Origin of the sequence: Paenibacillus sp. 1-18, assembly GCF_000520755.1 — a bacterium.
GTDB classification, from domain to species: Bacteria; Bacillota; Bacilli; order Paenibacillales; family Paenibacillaceae; genus Paenibacillus; species Paenibacillus brasilensis.
Genome location: NZ_ASSB01000051.1, coordinates 1 through 16,786 on the forward strand (window position 1 = coordinate 1; position 16,786 = coordinate 16,786).

Below are 16,786 nucleotides of genomic sequence, written 5' to 3' on the forward strand. Positions count from 1 at the left end.
AATCTCCCCATTTGTCGGCTGCTCCAGCAGATTAATGCAACGCAAAAACGTGCTTTTCCCCGAACCACTGGGACCGATGATAACGACAACTTCCCCTTTGGCAATATCTATATCAATACCTGTTAAAATTTCATTCTTGCCGAACGATTTACGCAGTTGTTTAACGGTGATCACTGGCTCTCAACTTCCTTTCCCATAAACCCTGCAGCTTGGACAAGCTGAATGTCATTACAAAATAAAAAGCGCCTGCGATTAAGAACGGGCTTAATCCTTCGTAGGTAATGTTCTTAACAACCTGAGCCTGATACATAATATCCACCATTCCGATGATAGAAATAATGGAGGATTCCTTAATAATCGTAACAAATTCATTACCGATCGCAGGCAGAATAGACTTAAAGGCCTGCGGTAAAATGACATGGCGCATAGCTTTGCCTCGTCCCATCCCCAAAGAGCGGGCAGCCTCCATCTGTCCTCGGTCCACTCCCTGAATACCTGCACGGAAAATTTCGGCCAGATATGCCGAACTGTTCAGAGACAGTGTAATTATACCGGACTGAAGTGGCGTAAAATCGACGCCCAGCGTCAAAGCAATCCCGTAGTGAATGATCATGAGCTGTACCAGCATCGGAGTACCACGGAGTACTTCTACGTAAGCAGTACCCAGCCATTCAATAATACGTACACCACACATACGCAGCAGGGAAATAATCAAACCGATAATAAATCCGAACAACACCCCGAGCGCGGACACCAGCAGCGTGTTGCCGATGCCTGTGACGTAAAAGCTGCGGTATTTCAAAAATATATCCACAATGGAATTGGAGGAAACCTGACGCTCGGCAGACAATGCACTAGCCTCCGTCGAAAACTTCTCAATGGAGCCGTCTGCTTTCAAACGGGCCAGCGTTTTATTTACAGAGGCTAGCAGTTCCGTATTCCCCTTGCGAATACCTACGGCTGTCTCTGCCCCCTTATCCTCAGGCACCGCCTTGGCGAGAGTTACAGTGCCGTCCAGTGTGTATCCTTTAGCAACTGTATCTTCAATCACGACAGCGTTGATACGCTGTGTCCGAAGCTGAAGCACCAGGTCGGATATTTTATCCAGCGAAGTTACAGTCGCATTGGGCACTCTTTGAGCAATTTTTTCCTGGATACTGCCCTTTTGCGCGCCGAGCTTCTCGCCTTTCAGAGTAGCCATTGTCGGATATTTGTCCTTATCCTCCGGACGTACCATAATGACTTGCTTGGAGTGATAATACACATCCGAAAAATCAATGCTCTTTCTGCGTTCATCCGTTGGTGTCATACCGGACAGTACCAAGTCTACGCGACCACTTTGCAGAGCAGGCAGCAAAGAGTCAAAACTCATGTCCTCAGGGACCATCTCCGCACCCAAATCCTTGGCGATTTCCTTGGCGATATCCACGTCAAATCCCACAATGGTATCCTTGCCGTTAACGACTTTATGAAACTCATACGGCGGAAAGTCGGCACTCATGCCCACTACAAGTTTTTTCTGTGGCTTTGCTTCCGTTCCGTATGCGGTGAGCATGGGAAGACCAGCCAACAGCAAGATAACCGCCGTCATAACCAGGGCGGTAAAACGATATAGCTTTTTCAATCTTTTTTTCTCTCCTTAAATTCTTTATAATAAATAAGATTGTGTCATTATAAATGAATATGCATGATTATGCAATGAATGTTATATTACAATTTCAGCATACCTTACGCAGTACCTACATTACAGCCTATATAAAGGGGTTTTTTACATGGATTTTAAACAGAGCATTCAGCAAACCATTGAGCAGCATGCCGGGCGCTTTAAGGACATTTCGTTATATATTGGCGCGAATCCTGAGCTTGGTAACGAGGAATTTCTGGCCGCTGCCCGTTTAAAAGAAGAACTCGCCTATCACGGATTTGAGGTTCAGGCCCCTGTGCTGGGTATAGAAACAGCCTTTATTGCGACTTATAAAGCAGCCAAGCCCGGACCGGTCGTCGCTTTTCTGGCGGAATATGACGCCCTGAAAGGCCTCGGACACGCCTGCGGACACCATTTGATCTGTATGATGAGTACCGGAGCTGCCGTTGGACTCAAATCGGTCATTGATGAGATTGGCGGGGAAGTACGGGTATATGGTACCCCTGCCGAAGAAACAAGCGGGGCAAAGGTTCCGTTGGCGGCTGCCGGATTATTTGATGATTGCGATATAGCGCTTATGACACATCCTTATGACCACTACGAGAAATCAGGCAAATCGCTGGCCATGGATGCTGTACAGTTTGAATTTTTTGGTCAATCCGCCCGCGCAGCCGCCAGTCCGCATGAAGGTATCAATGCCCTGGACGCTGTAATTCAAACGTTCAACGGCATCAATGCGTTTCGCCAACAGGTGAAAAGTACAGTGCGTATCCATGGCATTATTAATCATGGTGGGCAGGCAGCCAACATCATTCCTGATTACGCCTCTGCTCAGTTTTATGTGCGGGCCGCTACACGTCAAGAACTGGACCCGCTGACTCGCCGAGTTATTCAAATTGCCGAAGGAGCGGCTCTACAAGCCGGATGTCGCCTCGAGACCTCCAATTATGAGACTTCTTATGACGAAATGGTGACTAACCGAGCGCTTTCCGATACCTTTACTGCCAATTTAATCGCAGCCGGCATTGCGCAGAAGGACATAACGGAAGGCGAAGATCACGGCTCCATGGATATTGGAAATGTGTCGCTGCATTGTCCTGCCATCCATCCCTACATTCAAGTTATTGACGAGAAGCACGCCTTGCATACGCCTGAATTCCGCGATTTGGCGATGCAGGACCGGGCTATGGAAGGAATGCTGCTGGCGGCGAGAACCTTGGCATGGACTGCCTGTGATGTCATCACAAATCCTGAATTGCTGGCACAAATTAAAGAAGAATTCGCTCTGCTGAAAAACAGAGTTTCTTAATTTAATCCGCTTTCTTTCCAGAAAGGAGCAGTCATATGGATCCAATGAGCAGCTTTTGGGTGTTGTTTTTTGTCATTATTCTTATTTTTTGGATTTTATTTGGTGCTAAAAATCGAAAAAAACGGGGTAACCGAAAAGTGCGCCGGCGGAATGCATTTTTCCGCAGCGCCCCTTCTCCTTCGTCCCTTTCAGATGAGCGTTATCGAGAGATTACGGAGCTGAAACAGCTATTGGAACGCTCCATTCCAGTCTCTTATGCTCATAGCGTTAGGCGACGTGTGATGGAAGCCCACCCTGAGCTGACGGAGCAAGAATATGATTGGCGCTGGAATGAGCTCCAGCGATATTTTATGCTGTGCGCGATTATGAACCGAGTGCCGATGTTTAGTCATGATGTGGATGAACTATGGCATGAAATGCTGATGTTTACCCGCGAATACCAGCAATTCTCAGAGGCCTTTTTTGGTCGTATGCTCCATCATGCACCCCATTCCGGGGGCTCACAGCCTATGCCAGAAGAGCGGGCATGGTTTGACTGGTTGTACGTGGAATGCTTTGGCTGGAACCGCTATAGTGCCAGCTTATGGGGAACTTTTTTTAATCATCCGTTACCAAGCGACGAGCTCTCACACTATTACAAAATGACAGCTTCAGCGCAGCCAGCAGGTGACCGCTGGAATACTCAGTCAAATACGAGCATTTCACAGCAGGCACAGCATGCGGTTCACCAGATTGTGGAGCAGCTGCGTGAGCGAGTGAATACAGCTGTAGATGATCCTGAAGGCAAGCAGCTGCCCAGGGTCAACTATTTGCAAATAGATACCCTGTTGCTGGCCGCTATATGGTATTCCTGGTATCAACCCGAGCAGTTTGCCCTCCACATGCACCCGGATGCTACAGGCAGTGCTGCATTAGCCAGTTCATCCGGATGCAGCTCGGCAAGCGGCTGCTCGAACTGGGATACGCACCACTCGCACCACCATTCCTCTCATGATGGAGGCTCTTCTCCCCATCATTCAGGAGATTCGGGCAGCCATTCTTCATGCAGCAGCGGTTCCCCATGCGGAAGCAGCTGCGGAGGCGACTGATCATAAAAAAGGACATTCCTCAGCCATCGTTGGCTAAAGGAATGCCCTTTTTTAGTCAGATCCAATCAATCGGACTTTGTTAACGAACGGTAAATATCCATATACGCTTCGGCTGACACATCCCAGCTATACTCTCCTGCAAAAGCCGTCTGTGTAAGTTTGGACCAATGCTCAGGTTGGCGATAAAAATCAACAGCACGACGAATCGTATGCAGCATGTCATGCGCGTTATAGTTCGTGAAACTAAAGCCGTTTCCTTCCCCTGTGGATTCATTGTAAGCCTGCACGGTATCGTTCAGCCCACCTGTTTCACGCACAATGGGTATACTTCCATAACGAAGTGCCAGCAATTGGCTGATTCCGCAAGGCTCAAATCTCGATGGCATCAAGTACATATCGCTTGCAGCATATATTTTTCGTGACAAAGGCTCACTGAAAGTGAGCTGCGCTGACATTTTCAGAGGATAGCGCTCCGACGCTTCCCGGAACCAGTGCTCAAAAGCAGGATCTCCTGTGCCCAGCACGACAAATTGAATATCATCATAAGATAAGAGCTCGTCAAGCACTCTGGTTACCAGATCGAGTCCCTTCATGTCGACAAGCCGGGTTACCATGGCCATTAAAGGTACGTCCGCCCGGATCGGTAACCCCAGTTCCTTCTGCAGGCCTATTTTGTTTTCCCTCTTCTTTGCCAAACTGGTACGGTACTGCGTATAAATACGATTGTCCGTGGCAGGATTATAGCTTGTGGTATCAATTCCATTCACAATCCCTGACAAGCGTCCCTGCTCTCCCAGCTTACGAAGCAGACCCTCTAACCCGTATCCGTAAAATTCTGTCTGAATCTCCTTTGCATAGGTTGGGCTCACGGTTGTGACATGATCCGAGTAAGTAAGTCCCCCCTTCATAAAATTTAATCTGCCATAATACTCCACACCCTCGGGGGTAAAATAGCTCCCATCCAGGTTAAGCAGATCTGTTAAGACCTCATATGGAAAATCCCCTTGATACAGCAGATTATGTATCGTAAACACCGTGCGAATTTCACTGTAAAAGGGCAAATGGCCATAATCGGCATTTAAAAGTAATGGTACCAATGCTGTATGCCAGTCATGACAATGCAGAATATCCGGGCGAAAATCCAGATCAGGCAGTGTTTCCAATATGGCCCGGTTAAAAAAGGAGAAGCGTTCGCCATCATCCATATAGCCGTAAATGCCTTCACGACCGAAGTAATATTCGTTATCTATAAAATAGACCTTGATTTCATCCAATGTCAGTTCCTCTACTCCACAATATTGGTCACGCCACCCTACGGCTACGTGCTTTACCGTTACCGGGCGCAAAGAACGCTTATACGTATCAGGAATCCCTGCATATTTAGGTAAAATGATTCGGACGTCACACCCCGCCTGACGAAGTGCCTTCGGCAATGCGCCAATGACGTCAGCCAACCCACCTGTTTTTATAAATGGATGTGCTTCTGCTGCCGCAAACAAAATATTCATATGAGCTTCCTCCCTATGTGGTTAATCTGCTTTTTTAGGCCTCCGGGGCGCCTTCTTGAGTATAACAATACTTAGCGGTGGAATAGTCACCTCCAAACTGTAAAGCTGTCCATGGCAAGGAATTTTTGCGGTCCGTATTACTCCGAAGTTCAACTGCCCACTCCCACCAAAGTCCTTATGATCGCTGTTCAGCATCTCAATATATCTTCCTGCCTTTTGCAGTCCAATTCGATAATTTTCTCTCTGCACCGGCTGAAAATTGATAAGGACAACCAGTGTATCTCCCGGCTTTTTCCCTTTACGTAAATACGTAATTACGCTCTGTCCACGGTCTTCCGCCTCAATCCACTGATAGCCGTCCCACGAATGATCCAGCTCCCATAATGCCCTTTCCTGCATATACAAATGATTCAGCGCTTTCGTATAGGCATGCACAGACCGGTGACTGTCATAATCCAGCAAAAACCAATCGAGCTGTTCCTCATCCTTCCATTCAATAAATTGGCCAAATTCCCCGCCCATAAATAAGAGCTTCTTACCCGGTGAGGTCATTTGGTAGCCAAGAAGCGCGCGTAGCCCGGCAAATTTTTGTTCATAAGTACCCGGCATTTTATCAAGCAGTGACTTTTTACCATGGACGACCTCATCATGCGACAACGGCAGTGTAAAATTTTCGCTATATGCATAGGCTATGGGGAACGTCAGTAAATTATGGCGCTCCGGTCGATGGTCGAAATCCGTTTGAACATAATCAAGCGTATCATTCATCCAACCCATGTTCCATTTATAATTAAAACCGAGCCCCCCATCGCTTACCGGGGAGGTCACCATTGGCCAGGCACTGGACTCTTCTGCCATCATGAGCGCATAGGGATAATAGCGGAATACGGTCTCATTCAGTTGTTGAAGGAAAGCGATGGCTTCCTCATTTTCGACGCCTCCTTTGGAGTTCATACGATATTGCCCATCCTGCTTTTCAAAATCCAGACGTAACATACTCGTCACCGCATCCACGCGCAGGCCGTCAATATGGTACACCTCCATCCAGAACAGCGCATTGGAGATCAAAAAAGAACGCACTTCCGGCTTGCTATAATCAAACGTCAATGTTCCCCAGCCAGGTTTCTCTGCTATTAGCGGGTCCGCATATTCAAACAGGGGTGACCCGTCAAATAATCTCAATCCATGGGCATCCTTGGCAAAATGAGCCGGAACCCAATCCATGAGCACTCCAATTCCCGCCTGATGACAACGATCCACCAAATACATAAAATCGTGCGGTTCACCGTAACGGCTTGTCAGTGCAAAGTAGCCGGTGAGCTGATATCCCCAAGAAAGGTCATATGGATGCTCGCTCAGCGGCATCAGCTCAATATGCGTATACCCCATATCGGTCACATAAGGCACAAGAAGCTCAGCCATTTCCCTGTATGTATAAAACGTACCGTCTTCTTTTTGCCTCCAAGTACCCAGATGAACCTCATATATATGAAGGGGTTTTCCATAAGGTGCTCTGCGTTTTCGGCGCCAAACCGCGTCATTCCATTCATATCCATCCAATGAAGCAACCACAGAAGCAGTTGCTGGTCTTACCTCAGCACGAACCGCATAAGGATCTGCTTTCAGAAAACGTTCACCGTTTGCACCCGTAATATCGTATTTGTAAAAAGTTCCTTGGGATATCCCCGGAAAAAAACGACTCCAAAAACCGGATTTGGGAACCCTATATAAGGAATCCTGTTCCCCATTCCAGTTGTTACGATCTGTAGCAAGCCCGACATGGAGAGCATGAGGAGCCCAGACCGTAAAACGGACGCCCTGTTCTCCGTTCTCCACAGTAAGGTGGGAACCCAAAGATCGGTAGCTGAAATAAAGCGTTCCTTCATGAAACAAATAAATATCTTCCGGTGATACAGCCTGCTGCGGAAGAATTTGCTCTGTCATCACGTCACCACCCTTATATGTTTGTATCATACGAAATGTATGATTCGAAAAATGCATTCGCTTTTCGGTCAAAGCTGACCTGAGTTATTACCCCATTCTAGCCACAATGAACAGAAAAATGACTACGAAAAAAATAAACCTTAGTTTTTTGGGGTATCTTATACACCTGATGGTTTCAAGAGCACCCCATACCGTTTATGTATGTACTACAACAGACAACTAAACCGGGAGGGAAACGAAATGTTTAATAAAGAATGCATTGCCATGTTGCTGGCAGGCGGAGAGGGACGCCGTCTTGCTCCCCTTACTTCAACGATTGCAAAACCCGCTGTACCTTTTGGCGGTCATTACCGGATTATCGATTTTCCTCTCAGCAATTGCGTAAATTCAAATATTGATACTGTGGGTGTACTAACGCAATATGAGGCGGAATCCTTACATGAGCATATTGGAGATGGGACACCTTGGGGTCTTACAAAAACGGATGACAAAGGAATTACTCTGCTTCCATCCTATAATACAGGTAACGCTGAATATTTGGGAACTGCAGATGCTATTCATAAAAATATCGAATATATAGACAGCCAAAATCCGGAGCATGTTCTTATTTTATCCGGTGATCATATTTATTACATGAATTATCGTGAAATGCTGGACTATCATAAGGACAAAGGAGCAGCGGCTACGATTTCTGTTATGGAGGTTCCCTGGGATGAGGCACACCGCTTTGGAGTGATGAGTGCCGATGTAGATTTGCGCGTTACTGAATTTGCTGAAAAACCGGAGAAACCGGAAAGTAATTTGGCCTCCATGGGGATTTATCTTTTCAAATGGGATTACCTGAAAAGTTATCTACTGGAAGACGCACAGGATGCTCAATCCAGCCACGATTTTGGTAAAGACATCATTCCCAAAATGCTCGCGGATCGAGAATCATTATACGTCTATGAATTTCAGGGTTACTGGAAGGACGTAGGTACCGTTAAAAGCCTATGGGACTCCCACATGGATCTGTTGCAAGAGAATTGCGCAATTGATCTTCAACGGACGGACTGGCCGATGTATACGCGTGAACGGCGCACAAGGCTGAGCGCACATAAAGTACCTAACCGTAAAACACACTCGATGGGTAGCTTGTTGCATGACTCTTGCCAGGTAGAAGGCCAAATTGAACGCTCTGTCGTATTTAGTGGTGTCGAGGTAGGTAAAGGTACGGCCATTAAGGATAGTATTGTAATGCCTGACTCGCGTATCGGGCGCAACGTGCACATTGAGCATGCGATTATCGGCGAGGGTGCTGTCATTCGTGACGGAGCCGTCATCAAAGGAAATCCGAGCGAAATTATGGTCATCGGGCCCAATGAAACGGTATTTGGCAAAATGCCGGTACGACCTCAAACAGCCCGTATGCTAAAAGAAGCATATGAGCGCAATACACGGCTGCGCGCTGAAGGCTTTACTTCATAAACAGTACGCATAATTTAATACAGCCAGCCCTCCGAAATAGCGAGGACTGGCTGTTTTCATGAAATCTGTAACTGACTTTAGGAATACATTCTAACCTTGCGTGAGCTGTGATGGCTCCGTGAGCTGCTCAGCTTGCAGAGCAGGCAGTGAAACTGTAATGGTCGTTCCTGCTCCAAGTTCACTTCTGATGAGCATCTGACCATGGTGAAGTTCTACAAACTGCTGTGAAATTGCCAATCCCAGTCCTGTACCGCCATTCTGATGATCCACCTGGAAAAAACGATCTCTTACTCTGGCCAGGTTTTCCTCACTAATCCCAATCCCTGTATCTTGGACGGATATCTCAATATTGTCCGCAACTCGTTGCAGGGATAGAAAAATAATGGAGCTTTCATGCGAAAACTTGATTGCATTATCCACAATGTTCAAAAACACTTGTTTCAGACGGTTTCCATCTCCATGAACGAGATATGCAGTCTCCTCTGAGTCCAGATGGAGCTTAATTTGCTTCATTTCAGCCTTGGCCCATACGTTCAGCATAATTTCCTGCAGCAGCTCCCGCAGGTCTACCGTTCCCATCACGAGCTTCATGGCGTTTTGCTCCAGCTTGGAAAAATCAAGAATCTCCTCTACCAAGCCGATCAACCGATCCGTCTCCTTGGAAATAATCTGCATTCCAATCTTCGTCTCTTCCGGGTCATAGCCGCCAGAATTTAGCGTTTCACTCCAGCCTTTAATAGAAGTAAGCGGGGTACGCAGCTCATGGGATATGGAAGAAATAAAATCATCCTTGATTTGATTCGTTCTGACAATTTCCTGAGCCATATAGTTCAGCGTTGAAGCCAGCTCACCCAGCTCATAACGATAATCGCCTTTGATGCGTGCATCAAAACGTCCCTGCGCCATCTGAGCGGATACATCGCGGATATTGTTAATCGGTCTGACAATGGAATTCGCGAGCCCTGTACTTACTACAAACACGATAATCAATACAGCTGCCATGATTCCCACCGAAAACACCGTAATAGTGAATAACTTGTCATTTACCAATTCCAGCGAGGTTGTATACCGGATAATGTACACCTGATCTCCGACGATATTGTCCAGTTTTTTGGATACCGCCATTACCTGCTGCCCCGTGCCCGGTTGCTTCCCAATCCATTTGCCTGTATCTCCAGTCAGCGCTTGCGTCACATCACTCGTCTGCACACTTAGATCTGCTGCAAAATTCGTCGAGTTATCAATTACATTTCCCTGTTCATCGAGCAATTGCAGTTCGGTGTTTGGCAGAGAAAAATCTAACAAATACGATTGCAAGGACTGTTCCGGCTGTTTGAATTTGGATGCAAATTCACTTACCGATGAGATACGATTCTCGATTTTTTTATAAATGGAGTCATAATAATATGACCGGATGAGAATCATGAAAATGACCTCAACTAACAGAAGTGCCAGGAACACTACGAAAAAATAGTGAAGCACAATCTGTCTGCGAATCCCCTTTTTGATCATTGAGACTGACCTTTCCATTTATATCCGTGACCCCATACTGTTTGTAAAAAAGCGGGCTCGGAAGGATTGTTTTCGATTTTCTGCCGCAAGCGTCGGATGTTCACATCCACAATTTTCGGATCGCCCATATATTCCTTTCCCCATACGTGGTCAAGCAGAACGTCTCGGCTGAGCGGCGTGTTTTCTTTTTCCAGGAAAAATTGAATCAAGGAAAACTCTGTCGGTGTCAGCTCAATCAGCTGACCGTTTTTCTTAAATTGCTTGGCAATCAAATCCAGTGAGAACGGGCCGGACTGGAAGGACACCTTGGCTGCCGTTTCGCGATGCACATTCACCCTGCGCAGCAACGACTGAATGCGTGCAATCAGTTCCGTCGGGCTGAAAGGCTTGCTCACATGATCATCGGCTCCTACAGACAAGGCATACACCTTATCCTGCTCCTGTACCTTGGCCGTGAGAAAGATAATGCCAATGCGCTCATTCGTTTCCCGAATTCTCCGACAAACCTCGAAGCCATCCATTCCAGGCACCATCACATCAAGCAGCGCGATATCAATATCCCGCACCGTATTCAGAATATTTAGTGCCTCATTTCCTTCCGATGCCTCCAATACTTCAAAACCGTTGCGTTTTAAATTAATAACGATAAAACTGCGGATGGATTCTTCATCCTCCATAATTAATACTTTACTCACTCTACTCTACCTGCCTTTCCCCCAATTTGTTTTCAATTGATTTATTTGGTTCCAGCTCACTGGATCGCTTAATGCCAATCACCTGTGCATTCGTTCGCCATAGTTGGCTATAACCTTCGTTGTTTCGTTCCCATTGGGATAACGAGAAATATTTTATTTCCGCTATTGTTTTGTCTGTATCGTCCAAAATGAACCGCAAATAGCTGTCCTTTTTTGAAACCTTCGGATCAATGGTCACCTTCCCGTGCAACTCCTTAGGTAGCCTGAAATAGACCTGCTCATTGGAATCACGATACTGCTGCTGCTTGAAAATCGTCCCTTTTGCCCCGTCCCACTGGTAGAACGATACAAAATACGGAACCTCATCCAGTGGCTTGTTGCTCCAGCCTTTAGGTTTCTCCAAATTACCAAATTCCAGAATACCGTCACCATCCACATCACTACTGGCGATGGTCGCATCCTTGAAGGTAACATCCATAAGGTTAAGCTTTCTAAGCTTGCCATGATCCATCACAATAACATTGGAAACGGTAGTGGTCTGGGCAATTTGGGTGTCAATAATGATCCCCTGCCTATCCTTCGCTACCTTGCCAGCAACGATATTATAGACACTTAAGACCTGACTGTCCAAATCCAACGATCCGATTTCCTTAAAGGTTCCTCCGCTAAATTGGAATGTTTTGACCGTAAAGAATTCATTGCGACGCAACAAAATAATCGTCAAATCATTCAGATTATCCCCGTTCAAATCCATCTTGTTATGCTTATGATCGTCTACGACAAAATCCGTATAGCCTGTAGCGTATAATTTCTCTATGGATCCTCCAGTGTAGGAATACACGATCAGTCCCTTCTGATCTCCGTTCTCGTCACTATCTCCGTTCGAAAAACCGGCAACAATATCAAGCGTGCCGTCATTGGTTAAGTCCACAAGTTTAAATGATTCCAATAAGGTGCCTTCTCCATCAAATGTTAGCTGCTTTACCCACGTACCTCCCTGATCCACAAACAAGGCACCGTGTATTTTTACACTTTCATCCGGCGTTTCATAAAATAGGACGGCCTCATCCGTGCCATCATTGTTCAAATCCCCCGTCCGGATTGGTGTTGGATCATCCGGATCATTCGGTCTTAGCGGCTGCATTCCTCCTAGTTGCGTAGCCACCGCACCATTCAGCTGCTGTTTTTCGTCAGACATCGTCGGTGTCTGCATCAGCGAAACCGGATCGTTAATGACATTGCACCCGCTCAAAAATCCAGCAAGGAGCAGCAATGTGCAGCAGCAAGTCAACATTCTCAACAGCAATATTTTCACTTCTCTTGCCGTCCCCTTCATAATTTGTTCTTTTCTGCTTGTGTCAACCGTCTGCCCTGGATATCAAACACCAGCTTGCCATTGTTCAGTCCCCATATACGGGTCGCAAAGCGTTCAGCCATTTCCAGCGGCAGTACAGTAATAACTGTCACCCGTTCATCAGAAGACAGCTTGCGGAAGGTATCCATTACATGTGCCGCTGAAGTTGGATCAAGGCCATTAACAGGCTCATCAGCCAAAATTACCTTGGCTCCGTGAACGAGGGCACGCGCTGTCGCTACCCGCTGCCGTTCGCCGCCGCTGAGCTTGTCGCATTTATCATGCGCCTTATCCAGCAGTCCCAGTTCCTCAAGTACGTCCATCGCTCCCATATAATCATCAGAACGCACCATACCCGTCACCATTCTCCACCATGGAGTTTGACCTGATCTGCCAATGAGCACATTTTTGAGAGCGGTCCGATTCATATTTAGATGCGGATTTTGCTCGAGGTATGCCCATTCCCGCTTTATTTTCATCTTGCCCGTCCAGCCGGATTTCAGCACATCATTACCGTCAACAATTAAACTGCCTTCTTGCCACGGCTCTTGCAAAGCAAGACAACGAAGCAGCGTTGTTTTGCCGCTTCCACTTGGCCCCACTACGGCAATGAGCTCGCCCTGATGAATATCGGCATCAATTCCTCGAAGTAACGGGGTCCGTTCCGGCCCCACTTGCTTGGTCAGCTTCTGAATTCTAATCATCTATGTGATTCCCCTTTGTCCGCCATCAATACTGTCTATAGTTTATAGCAAATATAAAACAAATACCATGCATACCACAGTTTTAAGCTGTCAATACTCTTTTTCTGGTCAACAGTCCCAGCAAGCCAAAAACAACGTAGCTGCCTCCTAGAACCAGAAACATACTGCCTTGAGTCCCGAAGTCCAGCAGCCCTCCACTAATATTAGGTCCGATCACGCTTCCCAGATTAAAATGAAAGGATGCCAGTACATTGGCGGCTGCCAAAAATGATTTGGGCAGCAGATCGGCGGCATAAGCCAAGCCAAGGGAGAAAAAAGAGCCGACCAATCCACCCGCTATGGTCAACAGGACCAAAGTGAACATAAAATGATTGCCGCTCCAAGCTAACAGCATAAAGGTCAAGCCACCTGCTATACCTACGCTCATTAGCACCTTTTTACGTCCCCAACGGTCACTTAATATGCCTAGCGGCAGCTGTAGCACCAACCCACCCAAGCTGACAAACGGCAGCAATGCAGCAATTTCAGCGGTATCGAAGCCAATACGCAGGCCATAGACTGGAAAGTTGCTGTTCAGACTGGCTTCCATATAGCCGTAGAGAAACGCAGGCAATAAAGCGTACCATGCCCAGCTGTAGCTGCGCCGGAATCTTAGTGCGGGACGTGCTTCGGTTGCCTGCTTCTCCGGCTTGGAATCCGGCAGCTTCATTAACACCAGCAGTAAAACAAGCAGGCACAGCAAGGACAGTGCAGCAAACGGAACCAGCATTCCATAATCAAGCAGCCATAATCCCAGTGGTCCCATTGCAAAGCCCAGACCGTAGGACATTCCATAAAAGGAGATGTTGCGGCCACGGTTTTCAGGTGGAGTTACTAGCAAAATCCACAGTTGGGCTGAGTAGTGGAGCGCACTGTCACCTATGCCAACCAGCAGCCGCAGTACGAACCACACTCGAATATCAGGGATTAGCGGAAATAGCAGCAACGTCACGAGTACAAGTACCAACCCTCCAGCCATCAGCTTTTTGAAACCCAACCATCCTAGTGTACGTTCAGCCACCAGCGTCATAGCGAACGAACCTATATATAATGCAGCTGCGTTCATTCCATTTAGCGAAGATGATACCCCCATTTGCTCCAACGAGATAGACAAAATAGGTAATAGCAAACCTTGACATAATCCGGCAACGACAATAACCGCAATTAAAATAAAATAATGAACACGTAACGACGATGACATCATGGTTCCTCCTGGTAAAAACAATAAAATATCAACAGCAAAAATGAGTGTTAGAGAATGATTTGCATTACATACCATAATCAATAATAATTCTTATCTATATACATGTTGTGCCGTCATGAAAAAACAGCTAAAAACATGCAAAATCTGGCGATTTTAACGTATTGCAGAAAAGAAGAAAAAATCGTCATCTGAGATGACGATTTTACGGGAAGAGCTTGTCTGATATGTAATCCGACTCCATTCGTTAAGGAGTCACGTATGTTCAATCCGAACCTCTTCATGTCACAGCGCATTAATTCATATTATAGTGGACAATGCCCGGCAGAACAAGCCATAATAAATAAGTGAGCAACTTCAAAATGCTCATGTTGTGCTTATGGACGGGCTTAATTCGTTCACCGCTCTGGGCTCGAAGACAGAATAGGAGGCATTTGATTCCATGAGTTATCAAATTAAAATAGACACTTCTCCAATTTACGAATTATTGGGCAGCTTCATGGCCTATGTAACTAAAAAGTGGGTACACGATATGGACCTGGGACATGAATGGATCGATAAGGTGGATGCTCGGCTGCAACACGAGGTTCGTACCGAGCTTGCTATAGCCCAGGATTGCCCATTTAGCGATTATGACGCACTCTATGCCTGGGCTTTGCTTCGACCGGAGTCGGATGAAATATCCGACTATATCTCTTATTTGGAGCACGGCCCGGATAAAGATATGTTTGAGTTGCTTGTTCCGCACATCCCTTTTTTAACCCTTGAAGAATCTTTACGCATACGTAAGGTATATGCACCACTCCTCAAATTATGGGACCGCGATTATTTTCGGGCTTTGGAAGGTGAGCTGCGCGCACTGGCAGAGGAAGACGCTGCGGAGAAGCGTATGCTTTTAAGCAAGATGGAGCCGGAAGCATTGGTTGAATACGCCACAGCTGGATTGATCGTTCCACATATGGAAGATTTGGATACGGTTGTCCTGTTTCCAGTCGTTCATAATCGCCCGATTAATTCTTACTGTTTTTATTCGCGCATGCTGCTGATCCAGTATCCGGTAGATATACCCGAGGAAAACGAGGAAGAACCACCTACGCTCCTGTTGCGGCTTACACGTGCGGTCAATGATCCGCAACGACTGCGAATTTTGCGTTATGTGGCTCAAGGCCCCAAATCTCTGGAAGAAATGCGCCATGATTTGAGCCGATTGGAAGATACACTTATGTCTGATATGATGATTTTGCGAGTGGCTGGTCTGCTTCGTATTCACATCGGACGCTATCACAAAGAAAAATTCAGCATCCGTCCCGACGGAGCGGCTGATTTACAGGTATTTTTGGAATCCTATATTGGATTATAGTTAAACTGAACCTTTAGTTATACGGAACACCGTTAAGCTTTGGCTTGGAAGGAGTATGTAGCATGTCGTATCCGAAGCAACACATTTTATTTGATCTTGATGACACTTTGGTCCACTGCAATAAGTATTTTGACCAGATTCTCAACCACTTTTTCGATTTGCTTCAGGAATGGTTTGCAGCCCATAACCTGAAGGAAAATACAATTCGTGAGAAACAAATCGAAATTGATGTGGCTGGTGTTCATCAGCTGGGCTTTGCCAGCGAGCATTTCCCACAATCGTTGATTGATACGTACCATTTTTTCTCGGAGCAATTCGGACGTCGTATAGATTCTCGGGACGAGCAAGAGCTTCGCTCCCTTGGACGAAGTGTGTACGAGCAGGAAATCGAACCGTATCCAGGAATGATCGAAACATTGAACTCACTCCAAAAAGCCGGACATTCCCTGCATCTCTACACCGGCGGTGAGCAAATTATTCAGGAAAGAAAGATTGAACAAATGAAGTTGGCTAATTATTTTGATGAGCGTATTTACATTCGCCAGCATAAAAATGTTGAAGCACTGGAAGAAATCATTCAGATGAATCGCCTGGACCGGAGTATCACCTGGATGATCGGAAACTCCCTGCGTACCGATGTATCTCCAGCTCTTGCGGCAGGTATTCATGCTGTATATCTCAAGCAGCCCAAGGAATGGATTTACAATATGGTTGAACTGCAAAAAAACGCGAATTCCGTGATGTACACGATTCAAAAGCTAACAGAAGTACCACGAGTGATACATGAAAGCATACAATTGCATCAACAAAAAAGGACCCTCGGATAGGGTCCTTCAGATTGTCGAGAAACCCCGTCTTTTGAGACGCGGGTTTCTTTTTCTTTACATCATAATGGTCTGGTACTTGGGAAAAACGGGGGGTTAGCCCTGTTTCTCCAGGCGATCCAGGTGAATCGCTATC

General features: G+C 46.4%; 14 protein-coding genes. 5 read left to right on the forward strand and 9 right to left on the reverse strand.

Annotated elements, in window-relative coordinates; genetic code table 11:
* The coding region (locus tag L693_RS27625) for an ATP-binding cassette domain-containing protein (protein ID WP_155983755.1) at window positions 1-174 on the reverse strand (174 nt) is incomplete at its 3' end.
* Complete coding sequence (locus L693_RS0103235; RefSeq protein WP_025716029.1) at window positions 161-1,624, reverse strand: ABC transporter substrate-binding protein/permease; 1,464 nt, start codon at window positions 1,622-1,624, stop codon at window positions 161-163. The genes L693_RS0103235 and L693_RS27625, both read right to left, overlap by 14 nt.
* A gap of 148 nt (window positions 1,625-1,772) precedes the next feature.
* On the opposite strand from L693_RS0103235, the gene L693_RS0103240 reads away from it, so the two are divergent.
* Both L693_RS0103240 and L693_RS0103245 read left to right on the forward strand, forming a co-directional pair.
* Complete coding sequence (locus L693_RS0103240; protein ID WP_025716030.1) at window positions 1,773-2,954, forward strand: M20 family metallopeptidase; 1,182 nt, start codon at window positions 1,773-1,775, stop codon at window positions 2,952-2,954.
* A 35-nt stretch (window positions 2,955-2,989) separates the two neighbouring features.
* Window positions 2,990-4,042 (forward strand): hypothetical protein, encoded by a 1,053-nt coding sequence (locus tag L693_RS0103245; protein ID WP_025716031.1) that lies wholly within the window; start codon window positions 2,990-2,992, stop codon window positions 4,040-4,042.
* A gap of 65 nt (window positions 4,043-4,107) precedes the next feature.
* On the opposite strand, the gene glgA is transcribed toward L693_RS0103245, so the two are convergent.
* The gene (gene glgA / locus L693_RS0103250) at window positions 4,108-5,550 is read right to left on the reverse strand and encodes a glycogen synthase GlgA (RefSeq protein ID WP_025716032.1); all 1,443 of its coding nucleotides are present in this window, start codon (window positions 5,548-5,550) and stop codon (window positions 4,108-4,110) included.
* A 21-nt stretch (window positions 5,551-5,571) separates the two neighbouring features.
* On the reverse strand, window positions 5,572-7,494 hold the full coding sequence (gene glgB, locus L693_RS0103255) for a 1,4-alpha-glucan branching protein GlgB (protein WP_025716033.1): 1,923 nt from the start codon (window positions 7,492-7,494) through the stop codon (window positions 5,572-5,574).
* Between the two features lie 240 nt (window positions 7,495-7,734).
* On the opposite strand from glgB, the gene L693_RS0103260 reads away from it, so the two are divergent.
* A complete protein-coding gene (locus L693_RS0103260) occupies window positions 7,735-8,961 on the forward strand; it encodes a glucose-1-phosphate adenylyltransferase (RefSeq protein WP_025716034.1) in 1,227 nt (408 codons plus the stop codon).
* A gap of 90 nt (window positions 8,962-9,051) precedes the next feature.
* Here the strand turns inward: L693_RS0103260 and L693_RS0103265 are convergent, their stop codons facing one another.
* The 5 genes from L693_RS0103265 to L693_RS0103285 all read right to left on the reverse strand — a co-directional run bounded on the left by L693_RS0103265 (window position 9,052) and on the right by L693_RS0103285 (window position 14,466).
* On the reverse strand, window positions 9,052-10,473 hold the full coding sequence (locus L693_RS0103265) for a sensor histidine kinase (protein ID WP_025716035.1): 1,422 nt from the start codon (window positions 10,471-10,473) through the stop codon (window positions 9,052-9,054).
* Entirely contained in the window at window positions 10,470-11,168 is a 699-nt protein-coding gene (locus tag L693_RS0103270) for a response regulator transcription factor (RefSeq protein ID WP_025716036.1), read from the reverse strand. Before L693_RS0103270 ends, L693_RS0103265 begins: the two co-directional genes overlap by 4 nt.
* A gap of 1 nt (window position 11,169) precedes the next feature.
* The gene (locus tag L693_RS0103275) at window positions 11,170-12,504 is read right to left on the reverse strand and encodes a hypothetical protein (protein WP_025716037.1); all 1,335 of its coding nucleotides are present in this window, start codon (window positions 12,502-12,504) and stop codon (window positions 11,170-11,172) included.
* Window positions 12,501-13,226 carry a phosphonate ABC transporter ATP-binding protein gene (locus L693_RS0103280; protein ID WP_025716038.1) on the reverse strand — a complete coding sequence of 242 codons (726 nt, stop codon included), beginning with the start codon at window positions 13,224-13,226 and terminating at the stop codon, window positions 12,501-12,503. The genes L693_RS0103275 and L693_RS0103280 overlap by 4 nt, the downstream gene beginning before the upstream one ends.
* An 82-nt stretch (window positions 13,227-13,308) precedes the next feature.
* A complete protein-coding gene (locus L693_RS0103285) occupies window positions 13,309-14,466 on the reverse strand; it encodes an MFS transporter (protein WP_025716039.1) in 1,158 nt (385 codons plus the stop codon).
* 442 nt (window positions 14,467-14,908) lie between these two features.
* On the opposite strand from L693_RS0103285, the gene L693_RS0103290 reads away from it, so the two are divergent.
* Both L693_RS0103290 and L693_RS0103295 read left to right on the forward strand, forming a co-directional pair.
* Window positions 14,909-15,826 carry a hypothetical protein gene (locus L693_RS0103290; RefSeq protein ID WP_025716040.1) on the forward strand — a complete coding sequence of 306 codons (918 nt, stop codon included), beginning with the start codon at window positions 14,909-14,911 and terminating at the stop codon, window positions 15,824-15,826.
* A 62-nt stretch (window positions 15,827-15,888) separates the two neighbouring features.
* Window positions 15,889-16,653 carry an HAD family hydrolase gene (locus L693_RS0103295; protein ID WP_025716041.1) on the forward strand — a complete coding sequence of 255 codons (765 nt, stop codon included), beginning with the start codon at window positions 15,889-15,891 and terminating at the stop codon, window positions 16,651-16,653.
* Window positions 16,654-16,786 lie beyond the last annotated feature (133 nt).

Excerpts from the sequence above, each read along its gene's own strand:
- L693_RS0103240 (WP_025716030.1), top strand. The coding sequence starts at position 1,773 with ATGGATTTTAAACAGAGCATTCAGCAAACCATTGAGCAGCATGCCGGG.
- L693_RS0103245 (WP_025716031.1), top strand. The coding sequence starts at position 2,990 with ATGGATCCAATGAGCAGCTTTTGGGTGTTGTTTTTTGTCATTATTCTT.
- glgA (WP_025716032.1), bottom strand. The coding sequence starts at position 5,550 with ATGAATATTTTGTTTGCGGCAGCAGAAGCACATCCATTTATAAAAACA.
- glgB (WP_025716033.1), bottom strand. The coding sequence starts at position 7,494 with ATGACAGAGCAAATTCTTCCGCAGCAGGCTGTATCACCGGAAGATATT.
- L693_RS0103260 (WP_025716034.1), top strand. The coding sequence starts at position 7,735 with ATGTTTAATAAAGAATGCATTGCCATGTTGCTGGCAGGCGGAGAGGGA.
- L693_RS0103265 (WP_025716035.1), bottom strand. The coding sequence starts at position 10,473 with ATGATCAAAAAGGGGATTCGCAGACAGATTGTGCTTCACTATTTTTTC.
- L693_RS0103275 (WP_025716037.1), bottom strand. The coding sequence starts at position 12,504 with ATGAAGGGGACGGCAAGAGAAGTGAAAATATTGCTGTTGAGAATGTTG.
- L693_RS0103280 (WP_025716038.1), bottom strand. The coding sequence starts at position 13,226 with ATGATTAGAATTCAGAAGCTGACCAAGCAAGTGGGGCCGGAACGGACC.
- L693_RS0103285 (WP_025716039.1), bottom strand. The coding sequence starts at position 14,466 with ATGTCATCGTCGTTACGTGTTCATTATTTTATTTTAATTGCGGTTATT.
- L693_RS0103290 (WP_025716040.1), top strand. The coding sequence starts at position 14,909 with ATGAGTTATCAAATTAAAATAGACACTTCTCCAATTTACGAATTATTG.
- L693_RS0103295 (WP_025716041.1), top strand. The coding sequence starts at position 15,889 with ATGTCGTATCCGAAGCAACACATTTTATTTGATCTTGATGACACTTTG.